Source organism: Curvivirga sp. (assembly GCF_965219885.1).
Classification (GTDB): Bacteria; Pseudomonadota; Alphaproteobacteria; order UBA8366; family Aestuariispiraceae; genus Curvivirga.
Window position 1 is genome coordinate 59,019 of record NZ_CBDCOT010000007.1, and the last position, 24,754, is coordinate 83,772.

Sequence of the window (24,754 nt, forward strand, 5' to 3'; positions counted from 1 at the left end):
CAAGTTCAAGCTGTATTGGCTTAAATGGGTTTTAGTCTGTCTATAAACTAAGACCAACAATGATACTGATAGTGGAATAGAACATATGTTGGATACAATCAAAGCAGAAGCCTCAAATGGGCGTGCGGGACGCAGAGGTGGACGTCGCGCCGGGCGTGGCGAAGGTAACAATGGCGGCCATAATAAGATTATTCAATCTCCGTGGCGTAATCTGATCAATACCTATGAGCCCATTAAGGTTGTTTCGGATGAAGCTATTGAACGAATCCACGATGCTTCTATAAAAATTCTTGAAGAAATTGGTATGAATTTCTTATTACCCGAAGCGCGCAGCATCTTGAAAGAGGCGGGTGCAGAAGTGGACGAAACGACAACTCGCGTTAGGATAAGTCGCGAGCTGGTGATGAAATACGTTAATAAAGCGCCATCTGAATTTACCTTACATGCACGTAATCCAAACCATAATCTTCGTATTGGTGGGAAAAATGTCAATTTTTCCACGGTTGCATCTGCGCCAAATGCTGGTGATGTTGAGGGGGGGCGTCGTTCTGGTAATTACGAAGATTTCATGAAGTTCGTAAAGCTAGGTCAGTATTTTAACACAATTCATTTCTTTGGCGGCTATCCGGTTGAACCAACTGATGTGCCGGCCTCTATCCGGCATTTAGATTGTTTACGTGATTTTACCTTGTTCAGCGATAAGGTTTACACTTGTTATTCCCTCGGTTTAGAGCGTAATCGCGATGCTTTGGAAATTGCGCGTATTGGTCGTGGGATATCTCATGATCAATTTGAGCAAGAACCAAGCCTGACGACAATCATTAATGCCAACTCCCCATTGATCTATGATGAACATATGTTGACGGGCATCATAGAGATGTCTCGTCGTAATCAAGTGGTTGTGTTGACCCCATTCACTTTGGCAGGTGCCATGTCCCCTGTCACAGTGGCGGGCGCCATCGCCCAACAAAATGCAGAAGCTTTAGCAGGTATTGCCTTTGCCCAGATGGTTCGTGAAGGCGCGCCTGTTGTTTATGGTGGTTTCACATCCAATGTGGATATGAAAACTGGATCTCCTGCATTTGGGACACCTGAATATACCCGCGCGGCCCAAATCAGTGGACAGCTTGCCCGCCACTATGGCGTACCATTCCGTTCCTCAAACGTGAATGCGTCTAACTGTGTGGATGTTCAAGCAACTTATGAATCCCAAATGGCGCTTTGGGGTGCGATTATGGGAGGCACAAACTATCTGATGCATGGCGCTGGATGGTTGGAAGGTGGCCTATGTGCATCTTTCGAAAAATTCGTGGTGGATGTGGATATGCTTCAACAGATGGCTGAATATCTCCAACCAATCGAAGTTTCCGAAGAAACGCTTGCCTTTGAAGCTATGGAAGATGTAGGGCCGGGTGGCCACTTCTTTGGCACTGCCCATACACAGGCACGTTATAAGGATGCTTTTTATAGTCCGTTTATGTCTGACTGGCGCAATTTTGAAACATGGCGGGATGCAGGGCGTGTGGATACCACAACCCGTGCCAGCGAGATCTATAAACAAGCTTTGAATGAATATGAAAAGCCGGCCATCGATCCGGCAATCGAAAAAGAATTAAATGCCTTCGTGGATCGTCGCAAGGCCGAAGGCGGCGCGCCTTCAGATTTCTAGGCAAACATAAGAACAAAATTAAAAAATCGAAAGAATTAAAAAGATGAAAACACATACACAAGTAGTCGTGATTGGTGGTGGTGTCGTTGGTTGTAGTGTCCTCTACCATCTCGCAAAACTAGGTTGGAAAGATGTTGTTCTGGTTGAACGTTCGGAACTGACATCTGGTTCCTCTTGGCATGCAGCGGGTGGTTTCCACACATTGAATGGGGACCCGAATGTGGCGAAGCTGCAATCTTATACAATTGAGTTATATAAAGAGATCGAAGAACTTTCCGGTCAATCCTGTGGTGTGCATCTAACTGGTGGTATCATGTTAGCCGGCACCAAGGAACGTATGGATTTTTTGAAACTTGCCCATGCGAAAGGTCGCTATTTGGGTATGGATACAGAATTGATCACACCAGAAGAAGCCAAAGAAGTCTTCCCATTGATCGACCCTGATCAGTTTGAAGGGGCTATGTATGATCCACAAGAAGGCCATTTAGATCCATCCGGTACAACTTATGCCTATGCAGGGGCGGCAAAGAAACTTGGCGCGGAAATCTATTTGCGTAATCCGGTTAAAGAGCTTCGCCAAAACACAGATGGCAGCTGGGATGTGATTACCGAACAAGGCACTATCCGTGCGGAGCATGTGGTAAACGCAGGCGGCCTATGGGCCCGTGAAGTTGGTCGTATGGTTGGTATCGAACTTCCGGTTCTTGCCATGGAACATATGTATCTTTTGACTGATGATATGCCGGAAGTAAAAGAATTTAATGAAAGTACAGGTAAAGAAATTTGTCATGCCATCGATTTTGAAGGCGAGATTTATATGCGTCAGGAACGTGGTGGCATGTTGATGGGAACATATGAACAAGGTGGCATTCCTTGGTCCCCGGTGGATACGCCTTGGGATTTCGGTCATGAACTTTTGCCACCTGATCTAGATCGCATCAGTGATTCCTTGGCGGTTGGGTTTGAACATTGTCCACCATTTGCCGAAGCAGGCATTAAACAAATTATCAACGGTCCGTTTACTTTCGCGCCGGATGGTAACCCATTGATTGGTCCAATTCGCGGCCTGACTAACTATTGGACAGCCTGTGGCGTAATGGCTGGATTCTCCCAAGGTGGGGGCGTTGGTTTAGCCTTAGCGAATTGGATCATCAACGGTAACCCGGGCTTTGATGTTTGGGGTATGGATGTAGCACGTTATGGGGATTGGGCGACTTTGGCTTATACAAATGCCAAGGTACGTGAAAACTATTCCCGCCGTTTCCGTATTTCCTATCCAAACGAAGAATTGCCAGCGGCGCGCAATCATTTGATGACACCGATCTATGACCGTTTGAAAGAACGTGGTGCTGTCTTTGGTCAGTCTTATGGTCTGGAACATGCGCTTTGGTTTGCGCCAGAAGGTGTGGAACCTGTTGAAGAAATCACCTTCAAACGTTCTAATGCGTTTGAACATGTAGCCGAAGAATGTCGTGCGGTTCGCGAAGATGTAGGTATGATCGAAACATCCAACTTTGCGAAATACAAAGTAACCGGCACAGGTGCGCGTGACTGGATCAACTATGTCTTTGCTAATAAAGCGCCGAATGTGGGGCGTATGGTTTTGGAACCTATGTTGAATTATGAAGGTGGTTTAATTGGTGACTTCACTGTTGGCTGTGTAGGCGAAGACGAATTCTATGTGATCGGTACTGGTATTGCTGAAGAATATCATATGCGCTGGTTTGAGCTGCATTTACCAGAAGATGGTTCTGTGCGCATTGAGGCGCTTGGTCTTGGCTTATTAGGCCTCTCAATTGCGGGTCCAAAATCCCGTGCTTTGTTACAGAAACTCGTCCGTGACGATCTATCCAATGAAGCATTCAAATTCATGGACATTCGTAAAATGGATATCGGTATGATACCGGCTTTGGTCGGGCGTGTTAGCTTTACAGGTGATCTGGGATATGAGATTTGGGTGAAACCAGAATATCAAATCGCCTTGTTTGATCTATTGGTGGAAACAGGCGAAGAATTCGGTCTTAAGCTATTTGGAGGCCGTGCCTTAAAATCCCTATCTATGGAAAAAGCTTTCGGGTCTTGGTCTACTGAATATCGCCCGATTTATGGTCCATATGAAGCTGCCATGGGGCGTTTTGTATCTTTACAGAAAGAAGATTTTATTGGTCGTGAGGCTGCATTAAAAGAGAAAGAAGAAGGCAGTAAAATGCAACTAGTTCTTCTGGATATTGATGCAAGTGATGCAGATGTGATCAATGATGAACCAATTTGGCATGATGGCAAAACTGTTGGTTGGGTAACATCCGGTGGGTATGCGCATCATACACAGAAATCTTTGGCTTTGGGCTATGTTCCAAGTGAAGTGGCCATTGATGTAGCTGCAAATGCATTTGAAGTTGAGATTATGGGCGAACGTTGTCCGGCAACATTGTTGACCGAACCGCCGTTTGATCCAAAAGCTGAACGCATGCGTGGCTAATTCACCAAACTTCCGCTACACCTAGACCCGCAGGTTACTCTTCCTGCGGGTTCTTTTTTAGAAATATTTCTTATTCAGGTAATCCGCCATTTCACGTTTTACTGCAGGAATTCTATTCCATATTCGCTCAGATAATTCAGGATGTGTCGAATAGAAATTATTACTTATAATCAAATAATAATTCTTACTAAGATAAGGTTTTGAGAAATGTCTGATGGTATGATCTCTCTTTTCTAGAATTGGATTGACTAGATTAGGAAATGAAACAAATGCATCAATTCTTCCCATATCCAAAAGCTTTAATCCTTTCGCAGTATTTTCTACCTCCAATGTATTAAAACCATCTTCAATTAAATGTGTGATTACAGAAAAACCTAACTCTGCCCCTACATGCATTTTTACACCTGAAAGCGTTTCTCCATCCCATTTTAAGTCAGAAGCATTACGGATGTTATAAAAGATCAAATATTCAGATTTGATAAATTTACGTTCATTATCTAACGCACCTGTTTTATCTCTTGGATATTTCGCATATTTGCTTCGGGATTCTAGAAAAGATGCGCCGGGTATCATGTCGACTTCACCCATTTCAAGCATTTTGAGACAGCGTTTCCATGGGCGGCGGATCAGGGTGATATTGGTTTTTTCTGCTTCTATGACTTCCTGTAGTAATTCAATTTGGATACCCGGGTTTTCAGGGATTTGTTCACCTTGTCCAATGATGAACGGTGGAAAGTGGTCTGTAGAATAGCATACGAGAATAGGGGAATTATGCGCATGGAGAGATTTGTTGAGGCCGAAACTGGCAAACAACAAACATAGAATAGTCAAAGTGATCTTTAAGCCTTGTTGAGTAATCCGCATAGGCTTTATCCTTTTATATCTAAAGGACAGCATATACCGAATAAGGAATTTTGTGAACCAGGCTTATAATGCTTCTAAATTATTTGGACTTGTCTGCAAATCGTTCAATAAGCCAATTTCTCAATTGTTGAACAGCGAAATGGTTCATATCTTCAGGCAGACATACGGAATAATATCCGTATCCACTTTCATGAATCAATTCCGGGAACGGCGCAATGAGTTGCCCTGCCGCTATTTCTTTAGCAAATAATTTAGGGTCTGAAATGAAAATACCATTGCCTGAAATGACATATTGGGCGGCTAGATGCGCAGTATCGAAGACCGGGCTGGTTTGAGTGTCTTTGTTTAATCCGTTCTTTCGCAGCCAATTATCCCAAGTCATAAAGGGGCCGTCTACAGTTTTGATATGAACTGTTTGGTTGCTGGATATGATCTGGGCAACGTCCAGTTTTTCTATGTTATGCTCAGCAAGTAATGAAGGATGACAGAGTGGTGTTACTTTTTCCTGCCATAGTAAATCCATCACATAGTCAGATACTTGAGGCGTTGAGTAAATAACGGCTAAATCCAGATTATCTTTACGAAGCTCTGTTGGGCGTCGTGGGGTGCTTAGATGCAATGTAATTTCAGGGTTTTCATTCTGAAATTCCGTTAATAAGGGGACGGCACCATAATGCGCAAAGGTTGGTGGAAAAGAGACTTTAAGAGGGATTAACGTTTCTTCATTTTGCAAGCGGTTTAAAGCTTCTTCTAAAGTATCAAAAGCGTGCGTTAACGCTGGAAGTAATGCTTTACCTTGTTCTGTTAATTCTAATGTATGTGGGCGACGTTCAAAGAGTTTCACCCCTAAAAGGTCTTCCAAATTAATAACGTGTCGACTGATCGCACTTTGGGTCACTGATAAAGTTTCAGCAGCTTTCGTGAAGCTATGACGCGTGCCTGTTACTTCAAAAGCACGAAGAGAGTTCAAAGGTAAAAGGCGACGATTCATCATGTTTCATAACCAATCAATCAGGTGATTGTAAGCATCAATTTTAATGACTAAATGTCGGGCAATTATCTTTTTTTTTCAAGTATGAATTATAAGTTTTTCTGGCTTCAATGCGACCTTCTTGATGATCTATGTCGCATTGAAACCAGTTTGTTAATTGGGGTTATAATCCGTGCTTGCCGCCATAGCCACTTGCTTGGGATTCTTCCCATCCTTGAAGCGCACCATCGGCAGGTTTGAAGATTTCCACATGTAAAGGATAGCAAGGTGTGCTGTCATCTGAATGGCTACTGCCACAATCTCCGCCCGGACATGTTGATAGTGCTCCCACCAAGTCAATTTCAGCAAACATTTCCAGAAAATCACCCGGGCGAACAGGGCTGGCTTTCATGAAATATTGGTGAGTGTCTTTGGTAAAGCCTGTGCACATGAAAACATTTAAAACGTCGTGGACAACAGGCTCTGCCTGCTCAACGCTCATATCGGTGCCTTCAACAACTGCACGAGTTAAGTTTGAATGGCAACAATGATTATAATCTACGCCTTTGAGCATATGGTTAGTATAGGGATCACAGCGTGTTCCAATAACGTCATGGACACCACCGCCGTCTTCATCCCAGCCATACCAATCCAACGTATCATGAGTAATGGTTGCAAGTGGACGTAGGTAGGGGAGGTTACTCCATAACCGATCTCCTGTGGAGACATGTGTCGCGTGAAGTTGGCGTGTTTTGCCACTAAAGAAACGTTCTTGCATATTATGGGCGTTGAACAGATTTAAGTCACCAACCTGTGGGCCTTCCACACTGTTGATGCGGAAGAAATGACCCTTTGGTACGTTGAAAGTTTTCCCATCACGTGGTGGCACAGTCACTTCATCAACCTTCACCATATTGGCACGGGCATTTTCATAAAAATCTTTTTCATAGGCCGGCACGCAATCTACATCGTAACAGATGATAGGTTTTTGGGCGCGACGTTCTGCGGCATCTGCCGGTTCTTGATAATGCGGTTTTTGTGGCATCGACTTTTCCCTGAAATTATTATTCTTGATGGAAAGGACGATAGTGATGTTTGTTTGGGAAGGCCAATAAAAAACGGGAACAAATTCTTGTCCCCGCTTTCACCGATCAGTTTAGAAAGTTCTTTATCAATTTATTCGGCGGCGGCTTCAAAACTGATGATTGGTTCCATTTCCTTAAAAACATCTTCACTGAGATGGCATTTAACTTGATGCCCATCCGCCCATGCATGTATTTCAGGCACTTCAGTTGAGCATTTGTTGTTTGGTACTTGGGCGGCGCGTGGGCAACGTGTATGGAATGGGCAGCCACTTGGCGGGTTTACCGCAGATGGAATATCACCATCCAGCACGATATGTTTTTTTGTAACCGATGTATCGGCGATTGGAATAGCGGATAACAGAGCCTCCGTATAGGGGTGGTATGGTGGAGCAAAGATTTGATCTGTTGTGCCTTGTTCCACAATATGGCCTAGATACATAACAATGACACGATCCGCCAAATAACGAACCACGGATAAATCATGAGAAATAAACAACATGGTTGTTTTGGATTCTCGTTGAATATCCATCAACAATTCGGTTACAGCAGCCTGTACGGATACATCTAAGGCGGATACAGGTTCATCGGCAACCACAATACGTGGGTGACCAGCAAAACAACGGGCAACACCGATGCGTTGTTTTTGGCCACCAGATAATTGTCGCGGCATGCGCGACGCAAATTCACGTGGCAGTTTGACCAGATCAAGCAGTTCCAGCATCCGCTCTTCACGCTCTTTCTGACTCTTTCCGATATTAAACTTTTCCAATGTGCGAATGATTTGAGAGCCAACAGAGTGACTTGGATTTAATGTATCAAACGGGTTTTGGAATACCATCTGAATAGAGGAAACTGTTTTAGGGTCGCGATCTTCTACTTCTAGGCTCTCAATCCGAATATTATCCATTGAGACGGATCCCTCTGATGCTTTTTCCAAGCCTAGGAGGACTTTTGCCAAAGTGGACTTACCACAGCCTGATTCACCAACGATTGCTGTGGTCTCAGATTCGCGTGCTTCAAAGCTTAAGGTTTCATTGGCTTTTACCGTACGGGTTTTCTTACCGCCAAAAATCGCATTTGCAGCCACATGATAATATTTCTTCAAATTATCAACTGCCAGTACCACCTTGCCAGCTTGTACTTCTTCATGTTGCGGCATATCCGAAGGCCAAGCATCCCAATCAATATCCTGAAAACGTGCACAACGTGTTTTATGACGCTCAAAACCCGGTACAGGGAACATATCAATAGGACCTGCGTTACAGATGTCTTCCACATAGTGGTGACAACGCGGACCAAAGTTACAACCATGTGGACGTTGGGTCGGTAAAGGTAACTGTCCGGGAATAGAAAGTAAGGGGCGGCTGTTTTTATCCGCGCCCGGTAAGGGAATGGAACGGAATAAACCTTGCGTATAAGGATGGTGTGTATGATCAAATACATCTTCGATCTCACCCGATTCTACTGCTTCACCCGAATACATAACCGTGAGGCGATCACAAGTTTCTAAAACCAATCCAAGGTTATGCGAAATAAACAGGATAGAGGTACCGAATTCCTTACGTAAATCTTTGACCAGATCAACAATACCAGCCTCTACAGTCACATCTAATGCGGTCGTTGGTTCATCCATCAACAACAGCTTCGGATTGGAAAGCAAAGCCATTGCAATGACGATGCGTTGTTGCTGTCCACCTGAAATTTGGTGGGGATAAGATTTCATAATCCGTTCAGGATCAGGAAGTTTCACGGACTCCAGCATTTTTAAAGATCGACTATAGGCTTCGTCTCTTGAAACTTTTTCATGCAGGATGGGAACTTCCATCAACTGTTTACCAATCAACATTGCTGGGTTCAAACTTGCCATCGGTTCCTGATAGACCATGGAAATTTGTGATCCGCGGATGTCCTGAAGTTCTTTTTCTGACATTTCTGCCATGTCACGGCCCATGAACTTTATGGTGCCGGATGTAATTTTTCCGATATTTGAAAGATCACGCATGATGCCCAAGGCGACGGTAGATTTACCACATCCTGATTCACCCACAAGCCCCATCGCTTCGCCGGGCATAACCTTACAGGAAAAATCCATAACTGCAGGGATTTCCCCTGCACGTACAAAGAAGGAAATATTTAAATTCTCAATTTCCAGAATAGGAGTTGGATCAGATAGTGTCATAGTCTCTCTCCTTAATCTTTCAAAGATTCTTCACGTAGGGAATCAGCCAATAAATTCAAACCCAGTACGAAAGACATCAAAGCCGCGGCTGGGAATATCGCGGGATGTGCATAGGCACGTAATAATTTCGATCCATCTTTAATCATGGTCCCCCAATCGGGACTTTCCGGCGCCATCCCAAGGCCGAAATAGCCTAATGTACCTAACATGATAGTGGTGTATCCAATACGAAGGCAGATATCGACGATTAAGGGGCCTCGTACATTTGGCAAGATCTCCCAAAGCATAATATACCAAGGACTCTCACCACGTGTTTGGGCCGCTGCAATATAATCACGGGATTTCACATCCATCGCTAATCCACGTACGATCCGAAAGATTGCAGGACTTGTAATAAAGACTACAGCTACAAAGATGTTTAATTCATTAGGTTCAATATTCACGATGCCTAATGGATCCGCATCAAAGACCAGTCCGAAATAGATCCAACCGCCTAAGATTAAGGTGATCGCAATTTGCCACCACAAAGTTTCTTTGCGGTTTTTAAACCGAGTATAGAAAAGTGTAAGGAAAAATATGATTGGAAATAAGAAGAAAATACCTGCCATTGTATAAGGAATAGGCGTTTCCATAATTCCCGGGGTTACCAATAGGTAAAATAACAAGATCACTGGAAAAGCCAGTACCATATTCGCTAGGAAAGATAAGAAAGAATCAATCTTTCCACCAAAGTACCCTGCAGGAAGGCCAAGGGATACACCAATCATCAAGGCAAACATTGTGGCTGCAGGTGCAATGATAAGGACAATTTGGCTGCCATAAACGACGCGGCTAAACACATCACGGGCTAGTTTATCGCCACCAAATAGAAAAGCTTTTGCCGTTTCCGGCTCAATTGTGCCTGGGACTTTATTCTTCATAACCACAATCTGTGCCAAGGGATCGAACGGTGCGATCATCTCTGCAAATATAGCAGTGAAAACCCAGAAAGATACAATCGCGACACCTGCGATGCCTACTTTTGTTCCAAATAGCCGACCATAAAGGCCAAGCTGCGATTGATAACGAATACTCAGCGCTAACATGATAGTGAGTGAAAGCCATACAGGCCAGAAGGCCAGAATAACTTGGAATGCTGTTCCCAATACGGATAATTTTTCCATTGTCTTGCCTCCTTATTTTACACGAATTCTTGGGTTGAGATAGGCATAGCCAATATCGGAAATCAGCTGCGTCACCAAAACAACGACTACAGAGACAAGGGAGCAGGCCAAAAGGAGTTCAATATCATTACTGCCGGCCGCAGAGACTAATGTGTAGCCAAAACCTTGGTAACGGAACATGATTTCCACAATAACAACACCGGTTAATAGCCAAGGGAACTGCAACATAATGACTGTGAAAGGGGCAATTAATGCGTTACGTAAGGCGTGTTTGATCACAACGGAATAAAAGCCCATCCCTTTCAATCGTGCGGTTCGAATATATTGCGCAGTCATGACTTCAACCATTGACGCACGTGTCATTCGGGCGATATAGCCCATACCATAAATTGCCATGGTCATAACGGGCAACGTGAAGTTATAAAATGTGATTCCCTTAGATGTTGCCGTAGCTGCAGAGCCATTGAGAATACCAAGCCACGAAGCAAAGATTACGGTAAAGAAAACCCCTGATACATATTCTGGCGTGGCCGTTGAGACGATTGATGTGACCGATAGACTACGATCTAGTTTCGACCCCTCTCGCATGCCTGCTAAAATGCCGATAATCAGGGCTGAAGGGACCATTACCAGCATCACGCAAAGCATGAGCCATCCAGTCGCTTCTAAAGCTGGAAAAATCTTATCAGCAACTTTCTTTTTAAACCCTGTTGAACAACCCAGCTCACCTTGCAAGATGCCATTGAAAGTTGGTTCGATTGGATCGTCACAGAATTTGAAGCGTGATTTGATTTCTCCGGTCTTTGGGTCGATTTTTGGCTGCATTGGTACAACACCTAGCCAAACTCCAAAGCGTTCAAAGAATGGTTCACGATATCCGTTATTTTGCAACCAAGCTTCAATATGCTCGTCCGTTGCGCGGATATTGGTTTGAGAAATGGAAAGCTTTCTTAAATTTGGTTCCAAATTTACCAAGAAGAAAACCACCATGCTGAGGCAAACCATGGTCAATGCCATGACGCCCAAGCGCTTTGCAATAAATGAGAACATTCCGGCCCCCGTTATTCACTCCTGCATGTTGCCTGCAAGAGATAAGGTCATCCTGATGCTGTTTGTTATTATTTTAGGTGGACAGCGGATTTAATTATAACTGAAGAAGTAGGAAGGGTCTCAAGAACACCAAAAGACCCTCCGTTATCATCTTCAATGTATTAGGATTCCATCCACACATCTTCAAAATGCATGTCAAAACTTTGATGCATTTGGAAGCCATGTACTGTTGGTGCATAATGACAATATAATGCTTGCCAATATGGTTGCACCAAGTGACCAGAATCTTGCAACATTTGTTCGATATCTTTCATCAATACGCGGCGTTTATCTGCGTCAGCGATTGATAAAGCTTCTTCTAGCTTTTTATCAAATTCCGGGTTGCTATGCGCGGATTCATTCCATGCAACGCCTGTTTTATAGGCGAGAGAAAGAACTTGGACGCCTAATGGACGATGATTCCAGTTAGTTACAGAATATGGATATTTCGTCCAATCATTCCAGAAAGTGGAACCTGGCAAAATCGTACGTTTTACCTTGATCCCTGCATCGCGTAATTGTGCCGCCACTGCATCAGCAGAGTTTTTGCGATACCCTTCATCCAATGAATGTAATTCATGTTCAAAATCGCTCATACCAGCTTCTTCAAGCAGTTTACGTGCGGCTTCTGGATCACGTTTTTGTTTTGGAAGTTTTGCATATTCCGGATGCAATGGTGCCACATGATGGTTTTCCGCAACGGAGCCTAATCCACCATATCCCAATTGAAGGACAGTGTTGTTATCCACCGAAATCTGAAGTGCGCGACGTACGCGTACGTCATCATATGGCGCTTGATTCCCATTAGTACGAATAACCACAGTTGAGGCTGTGAGGGCTTCTGACTTTTCAAGGCCAAGGCTATCCATGATCTCAATATATTCAGCATCAGTTTGATGGTTGAGTTGTACTTCTTCTGCTTCGAAGGCCGCAATTTGTGCGGATGGATCTGTACCATAATCAATGAAAACGATACCGTCTAAATGAACATCGCCATTCCACCATGTGCCATTCTCACGACGTTTTACTTCTGCATTTACTTCTACATCGTGACTTACCAATTCAAATGGACCTGTGCCGATAGGATTTGCAATTAGATCGCTTCCCATATTTTCGTATTCACGATGAACAATGAAAGCTGGATAATCGGAAAAACCTGCGATTAAGGAAATATCTGGTTTTGGCAAGTTCAAGACAACTGTGTGAGAATCTTTTTTCTCAATCACACCATCCATAACCTGGCCTTTTTCTTGATCAACCATCACAGCTAAACGTGCGGCCATGGAATTACCTTCGACCTTACTTTCGCACCAGCGTTTAATATTGAAGATAACGTCGTCGGCATCAAATGTGTCGCCGTTATTCCATGTGACGCCTTTTCGTACATTCAATGTATATGTTTTTGCATCGTCAGAAATATTCCAACCTTCCAGCAAACGGCCTTCGAATGTAAAATCATGTTTATAACGTACAAGCGTTTCAAGGAAGGTGCCTGCGATATTACCCATCTCTGACCAATCAAATGTACGTGGATCCTTTAATTCTTTTACTGTAATTGCAACATTCAAAATACCACCTTTCTGAGGTGTGGCTGCTTGTGCAATTGATGGTGCTGTCGCTCCCAACATGGCATAGGCGGTGGTTGCTGTTGCGCCAAACGCACTTGCCAATGCCAGAAATTCACGGCGATCAACGCCATCTTTTTTTACATCTTCTGCCATATTCAAAATATGCTGTGGCACTGGGTTGCCGTCGCGTTTAAAAAACTTCATTGTTTTTCCTTCCTGTTCTGATCTCACAACATTCGTTGTTAAGTTATTTATGATTTTGCGTATTCACATGTTTGGAATATGCATATGCTCTATGGCTTTGTTACAAAGCTTATCGGCAAGGTGTGATCGCAGCTTTAGTCGCGATCTGAAAGGATGGTTTTTTAAAGTTTGAAGATGTGATGAAACTTGCTGCGTTCTACACTGTGCAAAACGTTTTATTGTCAACTGCAGGTCATTGGAAAGACGCCTATGCGCAAACAATACGAACAAGTAATAACCCCTCACATATTCAAAATTTTTTAACCAGCACAGATAGTTTTTTTGCTAGGTTTGATCTTCCGCAAGTACATGACTTATGTAAGTATTCTACCTATTAATCAGTGCAAAAAAGTATCGGCTATTAGAGCTCATTCCGGTTTCGCTACTGAATGCTAGAGGCGACCATATATGTTCCTTGTACGATTTACTTCATGAAAAAATTCGATATTCGACATTAGTTTTTTTCCGATTTACAGAATTACAAAAATGACAACTAATCCGCGGATAACAACAAAGGTCGCCTTCATAATGTGAAATGTCACAATAAAGGCATCGTGATACAGGAAATATAGGGAGGCATTATCAATGTCCGCATCCAATCAATTTGGGTTTTCACGCCATAAAAGAAAAATCGCACCTTTCGAAATACCAGATCACCCTGGGCCAGATGCTGGTTATGAAGCCTTGGAAGCATGGTCGCGACAAAAGGCAGCAAATCACAACCAGCATGTTATTGGTTATGGAAAATTAGCTGAAGATGAATGGGCTGTCGCAGGCCTTCCCGAGCCCGATCTATCAGCGATGCGTCGTTATCGAATTGAACGTATTCGTGAACAGTTGCGAGCGAGAGATCTTGCTGGCATTTACCTCTATGATCCGTTGAATATACGTTATGCTACAGACACTACAAATATGCAGCTATGGACAACGCATAATCCTGTAAGATCCTGTTTTATTGCGACGGAGGGTCCTGTGATCTTATATGATTTTCATAATTGTGAACATCTTTCAGATCATTCCGAAGTTGTTGATGAAGTGCATCCGGGCGTGGCGTGGTTCTATTTCGAAGCGGGCGGGCGTACAGAAGAATTTGCAAAAAAATGGGCAAAGATCACAGCTGATTTAGTGCATCAATATGGTGGTGGCAATAAGCGCCTAGCTTTTGATCAAATTGATTCTCACGGTATTCCATTTTTAAATCAGCTTGGTGTCGAAGTAATTTATGGCGAAGATTTGATGGAAGAAGCTCGCAAGATCAAATCTGTTGATGAATTAACATGTATGCGCCGTGCGATCGTTGCCTGTGAAGCTTCTATGAAAGTCATGGAAGATAATCTGAAAGCTGGTATGACCGAAAATGATTTATGGGCCATTTTACACGCAGAGAATATCCGCCGTGGCGGTGAGTGGATTGAAACCCGGTTATTAGCATCCGGTCCACGCACCAATCCATGGTTCCAAGAATCTTCTGCACGCGTTATTGAAGATGGTGATCTTGTCTCTTTTGACACAGATTTGATTGGCTCTTACGGATTTTGTGTTGATATTTCACGTAGTTGGTTATGCGGAGATGGTTTGCCAACCAATGAACAACGCCACCTTTATCAAATGGCAGTAGAACAGATAGAAGCAAATACAAAGATACTGGAACCGGGTATGTCTTTTTATGACATGACCCATAAAGCCAAAAATTTGCCTGATGATTATCTACCTAATAGATATGGGGTTCTTTATCATGGCGTTGGTTTGTGTGATGAGTATCCATCTGTTCGCTATCCGGTGGATTGGGAGCATCATGGCTATGATGGTATTTTGGAACCAGGGATGATTGTATGTGTTGAGAGTTATGTGGGGCGTCATGGAGGCCATGAAGGCGTAAAGCTAGAAGAGCAGGTGTTGATCACGGATGATGGATATGAAGTTATGTCTAGCTATCCATTAGATGAACGTTTGATGGGGTAAGTCTTCCTAGAAAACGGCCGAAAGAGTATCTTTCGGCCGTTTCTTTGATTTGTGTTTATGTAATTCAGTGAAGCATATCTTTAAAAGTCAAAATCATATGGGTGGAATTCTAAATGCAGGTCGTTATCGGTGTATGGATTTGCCGTAATAACATCCTCATTTAATTCAATACCAAGACCCGGTGCATCATGTGCATATAGATAACCTTCTTCCCATTTGATAGGTGTTTTTAATACATCCCCGTGGAAGCTTCGCATGTCTTGAATGCTTTCTTGAATTAGGAAGTTTGGCGTAGACAAGCATAGATGTATATTGGCTGCTTCCTCAACAGGACCACAATATAGATGTGGAGCGATTTGAGCATAAAATGTTTCTGCCATGCCCGCGATTTTCTTTGCTTCCCAAATACCGCCTACACGCCCAACCGCAAACTGCAAGATTGAGGCTGCCCGATTTTGAAGGACTCGAGAAAATTCGTATTTAGAGACGAGACGCTCACCCGTAGACACCGGAATTTTTGTACCACGTGCAACCAAAGCCATTTCTTCTGGCATATCTGGTGGGGTGGGTTCTTCAAACCAAAGTGGTTCATATTTCTCAAGACGTTGGGCTAAGCGGATTGCACTTGCAGGGGTCATCTGACCATGTGTACCGAAGAGTAAATCAGCTTTGCTCCCAACTGCTTCACGTATTTTTCTACAGAAAGTTTCTGCACGATCCATATCTTCCAGATTAATAAAACGTCCATCAAAGGCCGTGTAGGGACCAGCAGGATCAAATTTAATACCTGTAAAACCTTGGGCAACATATTCTGCGGCACGTTCAGCTGCTAAATCGGAGTCTGCATAGACATTGGTTTTATCTTCTGGCTTTGGATATAAATATGTGTAACTGCGTAAACGATCACGCACTTTGCCACCTAGTAAATCATAAACTGGGCGATTCAGTGCTTTACCTTGAATATCCCAACAAGCTGTTTCGATGCCACTGAAGATGCTCATCAAGGTTGGATCTGGGCGCTGGGAATATCCTGTCGAATAGACATTGCGATACATCCTTTCAATTTCAGAAGGTGCATTGCCTTTCACATTTCGTTCAAAGACGTCTTCGATCATCTTTTCAACTACACTTGGATGGAAGGGTGGGGAATATACTTCGCCAATTCCATCTATGCCGCATGCTGTTGTGAGTTTAACAAAGATCCAATAGCGCCCGCCAAAATGCGGTGCAGGGGTGGCAACGGTATAAACCTTAATATCGCTGAGTTTCATGATTTTTTCCCGTGATCGCTCATAGGTGTCGTTTATGGAATAGAGGTTAGCCCTAAATTTATAGAGCTTGTCCCTAGTTTTTTAGCATAGTGTTTTTTCTTTATGCAAAAAACAAGTGAATGGTTATGAGGCTGAGACCTAAAACTATTTGAAGATATATGTTATAATTTTTGTTGGTTTGATAAGTTGAGGATGTGGGGCCATGGCTTATAATTTACCGCCACTGAACTGGTTGCGTTCGTTTGAGGCCGCTGCACGTAAAGTTAGTTTTACGGCTGCTGCGGATGAATTGAACCTGACAGCTGCTGCAGTGAGCTATCAAGTACGCTCTTTAGAAGAGCATTTAGGCTTTCCGTTATTTGAACGTTTGCCTCGTAGTCTGCGCCTGACTGAAATGGGACGAGCTTATTTACCATCCGTGCGTAAAGCCTTTGGTGAATTATCATCATCCACAGTAGGCCTTTTTGGTGTTCAGGGTGAGACGTCTATCACCGTACGTGCGCCGATCTCTTTTACCACCCAGTGGTTAGCGCCTAACATGTCGGAATTCCGTGATGCTTATCCGGAAGTAGGTATTCGTATCTATACTTCAAATTGGGTAGATAAGTTGATGGGCGAAAAAGTGGATATTGATATTCGCTATGGTGATGGTAATTGGGACGGTGAAGTTGCTGAATTGGTGTATGAAGAAAATACAATTATCGTCGCAAGCGAGTCATATATTAAGAAGTTTGGTGAAATTAACTCACTTCAAGATTTACAGAAACATAGTCTGATTCATGTGATGGGTGTTAAAGACAGTTGGGAGCAATTGTTCCGTAAACATGAAATAGAATTTGAAGATGATATTAGCTCTATCAAAGTGGATAGTTCTCTGGTGGCCATGAAGATGGCAATGGCGGATCAAGGTATCGCATTGCTTTATCGCAGCTTTGCACAAGAAGCGCTTGATGATCAAAAGTTGATCGAGCCACTTCATTTTGAAGAAAAGTCAGAGTTTTCTCATTATTTGATTTTGCCGGACGCACGCACAAAGCCAAGACCGGAGGTTCTTTTATTCCGTGATTGGTTACGTGATAAGGCGCGCAAGGATTTACTAGCGGCTTAATTGGTGAATAAATCTTTGTAAGTTTCACGAAGTAGGTTTTTCTGAACCTTGCCCATTGTGTTACGAGGAAGTTCTTCAAGGAAAATATACTTCTTTGGTTGTTTATATTTCGCCAAACTATCTTTGAAATGAGATTTTAAGTTTTCTTCGCTTAAAGTCTCATTTTGCATTGGAACGATGATTGCGACAACCGCTTCACCAAAATCGGGGTGAGGGACGCCGATAATCGCACTTTCATTAACTCCGTTTATATCATCGATTAGCAATTCTAGTTCTTTGGGATAAACATTAAAGCCACCTGAAATAACTAAATCTTTTGAGCGACCGATAATAGTAATATAACCATCCTCATCGATCTTACCGAGGTCACCAGTGATGAAAAAACCATCTTCACGTAATTCTTCTTTGGTTTTTTCGGGCATTTGCCAATATCCACTAAAGACATTAGGGCCCTTTACTTCTATAGAGCCAATTTCACCATTTGGTAATGGCTGATCTGTTTCAGGATGCATAATTCGAATTTCTACATCTTCCAGAGGAAAGCCAACTGTACCTGCGCGGCGATCACCATCATAAGGGTTTGATGTATTCATATTGGTTTCGGTCATACCATATCGTTCCAGAATCGCATGTCCTGTTTTCGCGCGCCATTGATCATGTGTCTCAGCCAACAAAGGGGCAGAACCAGAAATAAAGATGCGCATATTGGAAACATAGTCTTTGCTTAGTTTTTCTTGTTTTAAAAGACGGGTGTAAAATGTAGGGACGCCCATTAAGGCCGTGGCATTTGGAATGGCATCCATAATAGTATCTGCATCAAATTTTGCCATGAAGATCAAGGATGAACCTGCCGCAAGCGTTGTATTCGTCGCGACAAATAACCCGTGACTGTGAAAGATTGGTAGCGCATGAATGAGAATATCATCTGAAGTAAAACGCCAGGTTTTACGGAGCGTGTCGCAGTTACTCCATAAATTCTGATGAGACAGCATAGCCCCCTTGGATCTTCCAGTCGTTCCAGATGTATATAGAATTGCAGCAAGATCTTTAGGAGCGCGTGAAACAGGTTTGAAGCCGGATGGCGTTAGTTTAACTTCATCTGTAAGACTTCCTTGTCCATCTACATCAAGAGTAAGCAGATGTGCCGTTCCACATTGAGTTACTATTTTTTGATAGTTTTTCTCTTGAGACGGATCGCAAATGAAAATCTGAGGCTTTGCATCATTGATAAAATATTCAATCTCTTGAGTTGTATAAGCTGTGTTTAGTGGAAGGAAAGCGCCGCCTGCCATCACTGTGCCCAGATATAACTGGATTTGTTCAAGGGATTTTTCGGCTTGAACTGCAACGCGATCTCCAGGTTTTACGCCATGGTTGACCAGAACTTGCGCAATCTTCTCAGCTTGTACAAATAATTCACCATAATTTATTCTTTTACCATCTAGTGTAGATGCAAAAATTGCATTTTCGCAGCCCACAGATGATTGACGCAAATGATGGATAAGGTAGTTCTGGTCATACATATGAATTAGCTCGGTTGAGATTATTTGAGTAAACCTGCCACATGTGGTGCGGCAATAACTTCGCCATTATTTACATATGTTTCGTGGTTTTTCTCAATATCTTTAATGCGGTATTGATAATTTACCATGCAACCCCACGAATTTTTGAGGCCTCGTTTGCTGACATCGCCCATCATATGGAGATTTTCAAGGCGGGCGCCATTCCCTAAATGAAAACGCGCTACAGGATCGACAGCGCCACCATCTTGACCTTTGGTGGAGATAAGGTAACGGGCTAGTAATTCGGGCATATGATCCAAGTTAGGTAGGACATCCATAACTTCAGTATCATTCTGACAAGCCGTTAAAATACCTAATGTCTCGTTATCTTTACCTGAAAGGTTTTTACTCATTTCTAAATGGGCTTTTTCTGCCCATTTCCGGAATCCCGGTACGGGTGATAACGTTATAAATGTATCTAATTTCTCAAACTCATGACGTAGATCTTCAACCACTTGTTTGATGAGGAAGTTACCAAAACTAATCCCTCGCAACCCCGTCTGACAATTTGAAATCGAATAAAATACAGCTGTTGTTGCTTCTTCTGCCTGAATAGGGTCACGTTCATCAGAAAGGATAGGACCAATGGCGCCGGGTACTTCTTTTAAAAGGGCAACCTCGACAAAGATCAAAGGTTCATTTCCAAGGGCTGGATGAAAATAGCCATATAGCCTACGATCTGGCGCACCAACTCGTTGGCGTAAATCGTCCCAACCATTGATCTCATGGACAGCTTCATAGGCAATTATTTTTTCAAGAATGGCCGCTGGTGTGTTCCAATCAATGCGTTGTAATTCAAGAAAGCCTCTATTGAACCAAGAGTTAAATAAATGTGAGAAGTCTTTATCTAAGGCACGTAAATCGGCTTCGGTTTTCGTGAATTTGAGTAAGTCTGTACGCATCTTTACTAATGAAGATGTGCCGTTTGGTGCTTGATTGAGGCGCCTGATGAGATCCTGACTACGCGGTTCCGATGCAAAATGTAACATCCGTGCAGCTGTTTCCGTCTGGTCTTTCTGCCACGCCTCAATAGCCTTTTCTAAAGCTGTCGTATCAATGCCAAATGTAGCTTGAATGTCCTTGAAGAATTGCAGTTTTCTTTCATCATCATCTAGTTGTGCGTAGCTATTTAGAATTTGTGCCGCATGGGCAAGTGTAGTGGCTTCCCCTTTTTTGGAAAACATAGCTTCGCATTCTTCTGCCAAACTTAGATTTAACATGGACGATGGTGTTCGAAGGGAGCGTCCAATGTCGCTCACTTTGGAAAGTAAATCGCTTAATAAACTCATATCGATACATCCCTTTTTTCTTTGTATCAGTATATCCTTTTATAGACTGAAGCAGAAGAACTAACGGCATACAAATGAAATAAATATGATGTTTGGGGTGATTGAAATGTAGAAGTAGTTTGAAGTCAAAGATTCTAAAAAAGAATGCCCTTGAAGACGATCACTTCAAGGGCAGGTTAACAAGGGGTAGTTCAAAGATATAAGAACTAGGGGAGATCATTGTGACGATAAGTATCCATGTTGTGGCATGAATAGGGGTAGTAATGTCACAAGATGCCAACACTTGTTATATTTCATTCCTAAACTGAAACATCTGCTTGGTATATCAAAACTATCCGAAGAGTTGATTAGGGTATGCCTAATCTAAGATGCGAAAAGATTTACTTTACGAAAGCAATGGAAGCTTTCAATCTATTAATTAGAAACAGGGACTGGTTTCAGTCGGTTTTGTTGAAACTAATTAGATAGCGTTTAAAGATAAAGGATGGACCCAAATGGCCCACACACGAATTCGTCCGTTTAATACAAAGAAAACTTACCCGGAACAGAACTTGGATAATGATTTAGCCCAAGGTTGTGTTGCACAAGGCCGCATCGTGTTTTTACGTGGTCAATGCCCGCAAGATTTGGATACCGCCGAAGATATCGGTAGTTCAGACCCAGTAGATCAGACCCATAAAGTGATGCAAAACATCAAACAATTGATGGAAGAAGCAGGCGGCAAAATGGAACATGTGACCAAGTTGGTTGTGTATTTGACAGATGTTCGTCACCGTGAGGACGTTTATCGTACTATGGGTGAATATATCAAAGGCGTTCATCCGGTTTGTACGGGACTTGTGGTTGTAGCTTTAGCTCGCCCCGGTTGGTTAGTAGAGATCGACGCAACCGGCGTTATTCCTGAAGGTGAGTAAAAGATGACTTTTTCCGTTGTCGCACGTTGTCAGGAAACAGGCATGTTTGGCATGGCTGTTTCTTCATCCTCACCTGCTGTCGCAGCACGTTGTGCCAATGCGCGCGCTGGAGTTGGGGCCGTATCTAGCCAAAATATTACAGATCCAACTTTGGGTCCAAAGGCACTGGACTTATTGGAAAGGGGCACTTCTGCGGTGCAAGCACGTGATATTTTGCGCCAATCCAACAACCATATGAATTACCGACAGGTGTTGATTGTTGATAAAGATGGCAATACCGCAATTCATTCTGGTGAAAATTCATTGGGTATTTTTGCTCAAGCAGAAGATCTCAACATCGCTTGCGCAGGAAATCTGTTAGATAATGATGGTATCCCACAGGCAATGATCAATTGCTTTAAACAGACCGAAGGTAAAGGTCTTTATCTTGGGGATCGTTTGATTGATGTGATGCGTGCGGCGTTGGCAGCAGGCGGTGAAGCAGGCCCTATTCATTCTATCGGTATGCGTTTGGTAGATAAGGTGAGTTGGCCAGTGGCTGATCTGCGTGTGGATTGGACAGAAAATTGTCCGATCGAAGAACTTGCCAAGCTTTGGGATATCTATAAGCCACAATTGGCAGATTATGTAACCCGCGGGATTAACCCGTCTGATGCGCCAAGTTATGGCGTGCCGGGCGACGAATAGAAACATACTTGTAAACTGGGCGATGGAGAACCGAAAGGGAAACTGTCGCCCGTTTTTATTTTAGAAATATTATAAATAGAGGACGCGGATCATGGGACTCCATACTCTGGAAGAATGGAAAGCAAAAGCAGCATCGCTGACATATAGAAATCAAGCCTTTATTAATGGCCAATTTGTAGATGCGATATCCGGGAAAACCTTTGATAATATTAACCCTGCAACAGGTGAAGTTATTACTAAGGTTGCTGAATGTGACGCAGCAGATATCGACATTGCTGTTAAAGCGGCCCGTGCTTCTTTTAAGTCTGGTGTTTGGTCGAAAAAGGCACCGATGGAACGAAAAGCTGTATTGTTGAAACTTGCTGATCTTATCCGTGATAATCTGGAAGAGCTTGCCTTACTTGAATCCCTTGATATGGGAAAAAAGGTAGAAGATGCAGTGGCTGTTGATGTACCGGGATCGGCCATGTTTTGGCAGTGGTATGCAGAGAGTGTTGATAAAATCTATGATGAGGTTGCCCCGACTGCAGCTGGTGATTTAGCAATTGTGAAGCGTGAAGCATTGGGCGTTATCGGTGCTGTGACACCATGGAACTTTCCTTTAGATATGGCGACATGGAAATGTGCACCGGCCTTGGCAATGGGAAATTCCGTTGTTTTAAAACCTGCAGAACAATCGCCTTTATCAGCTCTATTTTTAGCAGAACTTGCTAAGGAAGCCGGTGTGCCAGACGGTGTTTTAAATGTGGTGCCGGGATTTGGTCCGACGGCTGGTCAGGCCTTGGGATTACATGATGATGTGGATTGTTTAACCTTTACGGGTTCTACGGCGATTGGAAAGCTGTTTCAACAATATGCTGGACAGTCAAATATGAAACAGGTCTGGCTTGAAACTGGCGGTAAAAGCCCCAATTTGGTTTTTGCGGATTGTAAAAACCTTGATGCTGCGGCTGATATGGCAGCTTTTGGTATCTTCTTTAATCAAGGTGAAGTTTGTTCTGCAAATAGTCGTTTATTGGTTGAGCGCAGTATTAAAGATGAGTTTGTTGTCAAACTCAAAGAACGTGCTGCCAAGATGCAACCGGGAAATCCATTGGACCCTGATGCAGGAATGGGTGCGATTGTTGATGTAAAACAGGCCTCAAATGTGCAACGGTATATTCAGATAGGCAAAGAAACAGCCACATTGGTTTGCGGCGGAGATACGCCAACAATTGACGGTAAAGGATCGTTTATTTCACCTACTATTTTTGATGATGTGACACATGATCATCAAATTGCCAAAGAAGAAATCTTTGGGCCGGTACTATGTGTGATCCCCTTTGATACTGAAGAAGAAGCTGTGACCATGGCGAATGATACCGAATATGGTTTGGCAGCTTCCGTATGGACAAGTGATCTTAGTAGGGCACATCGTGTGGCTGATGCTTTATTTGCAGGTACAGTTTCTGTGAATACAGTGGATGCATTAAGTCCGATGACACCATTTGGGGGAATGAAACAATCGGGTTTTGGGCGTGATTTATCTTTACATGCGTTAGATAAGTTTACTGCGTTAAAGACAACTTGGATCAAGTATTAACCCTTTTAATGATTAAGGAATTCCGAAGTAGATTCTTGTTCTACTTCGGAATTTATGGCATCTTCTAAACATGCATTTAAGATTTTCACTTCGTCAAATTGAGTATTTTGTTGCCGTAGGGGAGGCGGGTTCTATCGCGCTTGCCTCTGAACGTATTCATATTTCTTCACCTTCTATTTCCGCTGCGATTTCTCAATTAGAACAGCAATTTGGCATTCAACTTTTTGTACGCCAACATGCGCAGGGCCTTACTTTGACGCCGGGTGGGAGACGTTTTTTACAAGAGGCTAAAATTCTTTTGGAAAAAGCAGAACATCTTCACGATGTAGCATCTGACATTACAGAATCCGTAAAAGGACCCTTAAGCATCGGATGCCTTGTTACTATGGCGCCGTATGTAATGGGGCGCTTACGTAAAAGCTTCGAAGGTGATTACCCGGAAGTTTGGGTGACTCAGCATATTGATAACCAAGCTAATTTATTGAGTAAAATTTCTAGAGCCGAAGTGGATGCAGCTTTAACCTATGATTTGGATATTCCACAAGATATTCGCTTTGATCCTTTAGCGAAATTGCCACCCTATGTCATGTTATCGCATGATCACCCGTTAGCAGATCGTAAAACCATTAACATTGAGGAATTGGTAGATCATCCAATGGTGATGTTGGATCTTCCTTTAAGCCGGGATTATTTCTTATCTCTCTTTCATCAAACAGGATTACGTCCATTGATTGGGGAAACAGCAACGGATATGGGAGTCATGCGTTCTATGGTGGCAAATGGATTTGGCTATGGTTTGGCAAATCTTCGTCCACAAAACGAAATGTCCCCGGAAGGTCTAGCTCTAAAGCATGTACCATTGGAGGGAGATTATCGTCCCGTTGTTATTGGTATTGCAACCATGCGAACTGACTATACATCTGCGGTTATGAATGCGTTTATGGAACATTGCCATACTTCCTTCAGAAATAATAATTTCTTTGGTGCTCAAATCGCAACAGATTAAAGCTTATTGCAATTTAAAAGGGACTGACATGAACTATTTATATAATTCATGCCGTCCTTTAATG

Annotated in this window: 18 protein-coding genes; 8 read left to right on the plus strand and 10 right to left on the minus strand. The window is 43.0% G+C overall.

Annotated features, from left to right (window positions below):
• The first annotated feature begins 85 nt into the window (after positions 1–85).
• A complete protein-coding gene (locus ACOQOA_RS00370) occupies positions 86–1,669 on the plus strand; it encodes a trimethylamine methyltransferase family protein (protein ID WP_420546716.1) in 1,584 nt (527 codons plus the stop codon).
• Positions 1,670–1,712: 43 nt separating this feature from the next.
• Entirely contained in the window at positions 1,713–4,148 is a 2,436-nt protein-coding gene (locus ACOQOA_RS00375) for a GcvT family protein (protein WP_420546717.1), read from the plus strand.
• Between the two features lie 57 nt (positions 4,149–4,205).
• Here ACOQOA_RS00375 and ACOQOA_RS00380 read toward each other — a convergent pair whose 3' ends face one another.
• The 7 genes from ACOQOA_RS00380 to ACOQOA_RS00410 all read right to left on the minus strand — a co-directional run bounded on the left by ACOQOA_RS00380 (position 4,206) and on the right by ACOQOA_RS00410 (position 13,270).
• A complete protein-coding gene (locus tag ACOQOA_RS00380; RefSeq protein WP_420546718.1) occupies positions 4,206–5,012 on the minus strand; it encodes a substrate-binding periplasmic protein in 807 nt (268 codons plus the stop codon).
• Between the two features lie 79 nt (positions 5,013–5,091).
• Positions 5,092–6,006, minus strand: a complete 915-nt coding sequence (locus ACOQOA_RS00385; RefSeq protein ID WP_420546719.1) for a LysR substrate-binding domain-containing protein — start codon at positions 6,004–6,006, stop codon at positions 5,092–5,094.
• A 160-nt stretch (positions 6,007–6,166) separates the two neighbouring features.
• Positions 6,167–7,027 (minus strand): urea carboxylase-associated family protein, encoded by an 861-nt coding sequence (locus ACOQOA_RS00390; protein ID WP_420546720.1) that lies wholly within the window; start codon positions 7,025–7,027, stop codon positions 6,167–6,169.
• Positions 7,028–7,158: 131 nt separating this feature from the next.
• Positions 7,159–9,246 carry a dipeptide ABC transporter ATP-binding protein gene (locus ACOQOA_RS00395; protein ID WP_420546721.1) on the minus strand — a complete coding sequence of 696 codons (2,088 nt, stop codon included), beginning with the start codon at positions 9,244–9,246 and terminating at the stop codon, positions 7,159–7,161.
• Between the two features lie 11 nt (positions 9,247–9,257).
• Positions 9,258–10,409, minus strand: a complete 1,152-nt coding sequence (locus tag ACOQOA_RS00400) for an ABC transporter permease (protein ID WP_420546722.1) — start codon at positions 10,407–10,409, stop codon at positions 9,258–9,260.
• Positions 10,410–10,421: 12 nt separating this feature from the next.
• Entirely contained in the window at positions 10,422–11,459 is a 1,038-nt protein-coding gene (locus ACOQOA_RS00405; RefSeq protein ID WP_420546723.1) for an ABC transporter permease, read from the minus strand.
• A gap of 161 nt (positions 11,460–11,620) precedes the next feature.
• Positions 11,621–13,270 carry an ABC transporter substrate-binding protein gene (locus tag ACOQOA_RS00410; protein WP_420546724.1) on the minus strand — a complete coding sequence of 550 codons (1,650 nt, stop codon included), beginning with the start codon at positions 13,268–13,270 and terminating at the stop codon, positions 11,621–11,623.
• A 624-nt stretch (positions 13,271–13,894) separates the two neighbouring features.
• Here ACOQOA_RS00410 and ACOQOA_RS00415 point away from each other — a divergent pair.
• Complete coding sequence (locus tag ACOQOA_RS00415; RefSeq protein WP_420546725.1) at positions 13,895–15,271, plus strand: M24 family metallopeptidase; 1,377 nt, start codon at positions 13,895–13,897, stop codon at positions 15,269–15,271.
• An 80-nt stretch (positions 15,272–15,351) separates the two neighbouring features.
• Here ACOQOA_RS00415 and ACOQOA_RS00420 read toward each other — a convergent pair whose 3' ends face one another.
• A complete protein-coding gene (locus ACOQOA_RS00420; protein ID WP_420546726.1) occupies positions 15,352–16,542 on the minus strand; it encodes a mandelate racemase/muconate lactonizing enzyme family protein in 1,191 nt (396 codons plus the stop codon).
• Between the two features lie 202 nt (positions 16,543–16,744).
• On the opposite strand from ACOQOA_RS00420, the gene ACOQOA_RS00425 reads away from it, so the two are divergent.
• Positions 16,745–17,650, plus strand: a complete 906-nt coding sequence (locus tag ACOQOA_RS00425) for a LysR substrate-binding domain-containing protein (protein ID WP_420546727.1) — start codon at positions 16,745–16,747, stop codon at positions 17,648–17,650.
• Here ACOQOA_RS00425 and ACOQOA_RS00430 read toward each other — a convergent pair.
• A complete protein-coding gene (locus tag ACOQOA_RS00430; protein WP_420546728.1) occupies positions 17,647–19,173 on the minus strand; it encodes a malonate--CoA ligase in 1,527 nt (508 codons plus the stop codon). The two genes, ACOQOA_RS00425 and ACOQOA_RS00430, sit on opposite strands and share 4 nt — an antisense overlap.
• 20 nt (positions 19,174–19,193) lie before the next feature.
• On the minus strand, positions 19,194–20,501 hold the full coding sequence (locus ACOQOA_RS00435) for a malonyl-CoA decarboxylase (protein ID WP_420546729.1): 1,308 nt from the start codon (positions 20,499–20,501) through the stop codon (positions 19,194–19,196).
• Positions 20,502–20,995: 494 nt separating this feature from the next.
• Here ACOQOA_RS00435 and ACOQOA_RS00440 point away from each other — a divergent pair, with 494 nt between their 5' ends.
• The 4 genes from ACOQOA_RS00440 to ACOQOA_RS00455 all read left to right on the plus strand — a co-directional run bounded on the left by ACOQOA_RS00440 (position 20,996) and on the right by ACOQOA_RS00455 (position 24,690).
• The gene (locus ACOQOA_RS00440; RefSeq protein ID WP_155156421.1) at positions 20,996–21,415 is read left to right on the plus strand and encodes a RidA family protein; all 420 of its coding nucleotides are present in this window, start codon (positions 20,996–20,998) and stop codon (positions 21,413–21,415) included.
• Between the two features lie 3 nt (positions 21,416–21,418).
• Entirely contained in the window at positions 21,419–22,102 is a 684-nt protein-coding gene (locus ACOQOA_RS00445) for a DUF1028 domain-containing protein (protein WP_420546730.1), read from the plus strand.
• 91 nt (positions 22,103–22,193) lie between these two features.
• Positions 22,194–23,684 carry an aldehyde dehydrogenase gene (locus ACOQOA_RS00450; RefSeq protein ID WP_420546731.1) on the plus strand — a complete coding sequence of 497 codons (1,491 nt, stop codon included), beginning with the start codon at positions 22,194–22,196 and terminating at the stop codon, positions 23,682–23,684.
• Between the two features lie 70 nt (positions 23,685–23,754).
• A complete protein-coding gene (locus tag ACOQOA_RS00455; RefSeq protein WP_420546732.1) occupies positions 23,755–24,690 on the plus strand; it encodes a LysR substrate-binding domain-containing protein in 936 nt (311 codons plus the stop codon).
• Positions 24,691–24,754 lie beyond the last annotated feature (64 nt).

Bases quoted from the DNA above. Each gene is read 5' to 3' on its own strand.
- ACOQOA_RS00370 (WP_420546716.1), top strand. From the start codon at position 86: ATGTTGGATACAATCAAAGCAGAAGCCTCAAATGGGCGTGCGGGACGC.
- ACOQOA_RS00375 (WP_420546717.1), top strand. From the start codon at position 1,713: ATGAAAACACATACACAAGTAGTCGTGATTGGTGGTGGTGTCGTTGGT.
- ACOQOA_RS00380 (WP_420546718.1), bottom strand. From the start codon at position 5,012: ATGCGGATTACTCAACAAGGCTTAAAGATCACTTTGACTATTCTATGT.
- ACOQOA_RS00385 (WP_420546719.1), bottom strand. From the start codon at position 6,006: ATGATGAATCGTCGCCTTTTACCTTTGAACTCTCTTCGTGCTTTTGAA.
- ACOQOA_RS00390 (WP_420546720.1), bottom strand. From the start codon at position 7,027: ATGCCACAAAAACCGCATTATCAAGAACCGGCAGATGCCGCAGAACGT.
- ACOQOA_RS00395 (WP_420546721.1), bottom strand. From the start codon at position 9,246: ATGACACTATCTGATCCAACTCCTATTCTGGAAATTGAGAATTTAAAT.
- ACOQOA_RS00400 (WP_420546722.1), bottom strand. From the start codon at position 10,409: ATGGAAAAATTATCCGTATTGGGAACAGCATTCCAAGTTATTCTGGCC.
- ACOQOA_RS00405 (WP_420546723.1), bottom strand. From the start codon at position 11,459: ATGTTCTCATTTATTGCAAAGCGCTTGGGCGTCATGGCATTGACCATG.
- ACOQOA_RS00410 (WP_420546724.1), bottom strand. From the start codon at position 13,270: ATGAAGTTTTTTAAACGCGACGGCAACCCAGTGCCACAGCATATTTTG.
- ACOQOA_RS00415 (WP_420546725.1), top strand. From the start codon at position 13,895: ATGTCCGCATCCAATCAATTTGGGTTTTCACGCCATAAAAGAAAAATC.
- ACOQOA_RS00420 (WP_420546726.1), bottom strand. From the start codon at position 16,542: ATGAAACTCAGCGATATTAAGGTTTATACCGTTGCCACCCCTGCACCG.
- ACOQOA_RS00425 (WP_420546727.1), top strand. From the start codon at position 16,745: ATGGCTTATAATTTACCGCCACTGAACTGGTTGCGTTCGTTTGAGGCC.
- ACOQOA_RS00430 (WP_420546728.1), bottom strand. From the start codon at position 19,173: ATGTATGACCAGAACTACCTTATCCATCATTTGCGTCAATCATCTGTG.
- ACOQOA_RS00435 (WP_420546729.1), bottom strand. From the start codon at position 20,501: ATGAGTTTATTAAGCGATTTACTTTCCAAAGTGAGCGACATTGGACGC.
- ACOQOA_RS00440 (WP_155156421.1), top strand. From the start codon at position 20,996: ATGGCCCACACACGAATTCGTCCGTTTAATACAAAGAAAACTTACCCG.
- ACOQOA_RS00445 (WP_420546730.1), top strand. From the start codon at position 21,419: ATGACTTTTTCCGTTGTCGCACGTTGTCAGGAAACAGGCATGTTTGGC.
- ACOQOA_RS00450 (WP_420546731.1), top strand. From the start codon at position 22,194: ATGGGACTCCATACTCTGGAAGAATGGAAAGCAAAAGCAGCATCGCTG.
- ACOQOA_RS00455 (WP_420546732.1), top strand. From the start codon at position 23,755: ATGCATTTAAGATTTTCACTTCGTCAAATTGAGTATTTTGTTGCCGTA.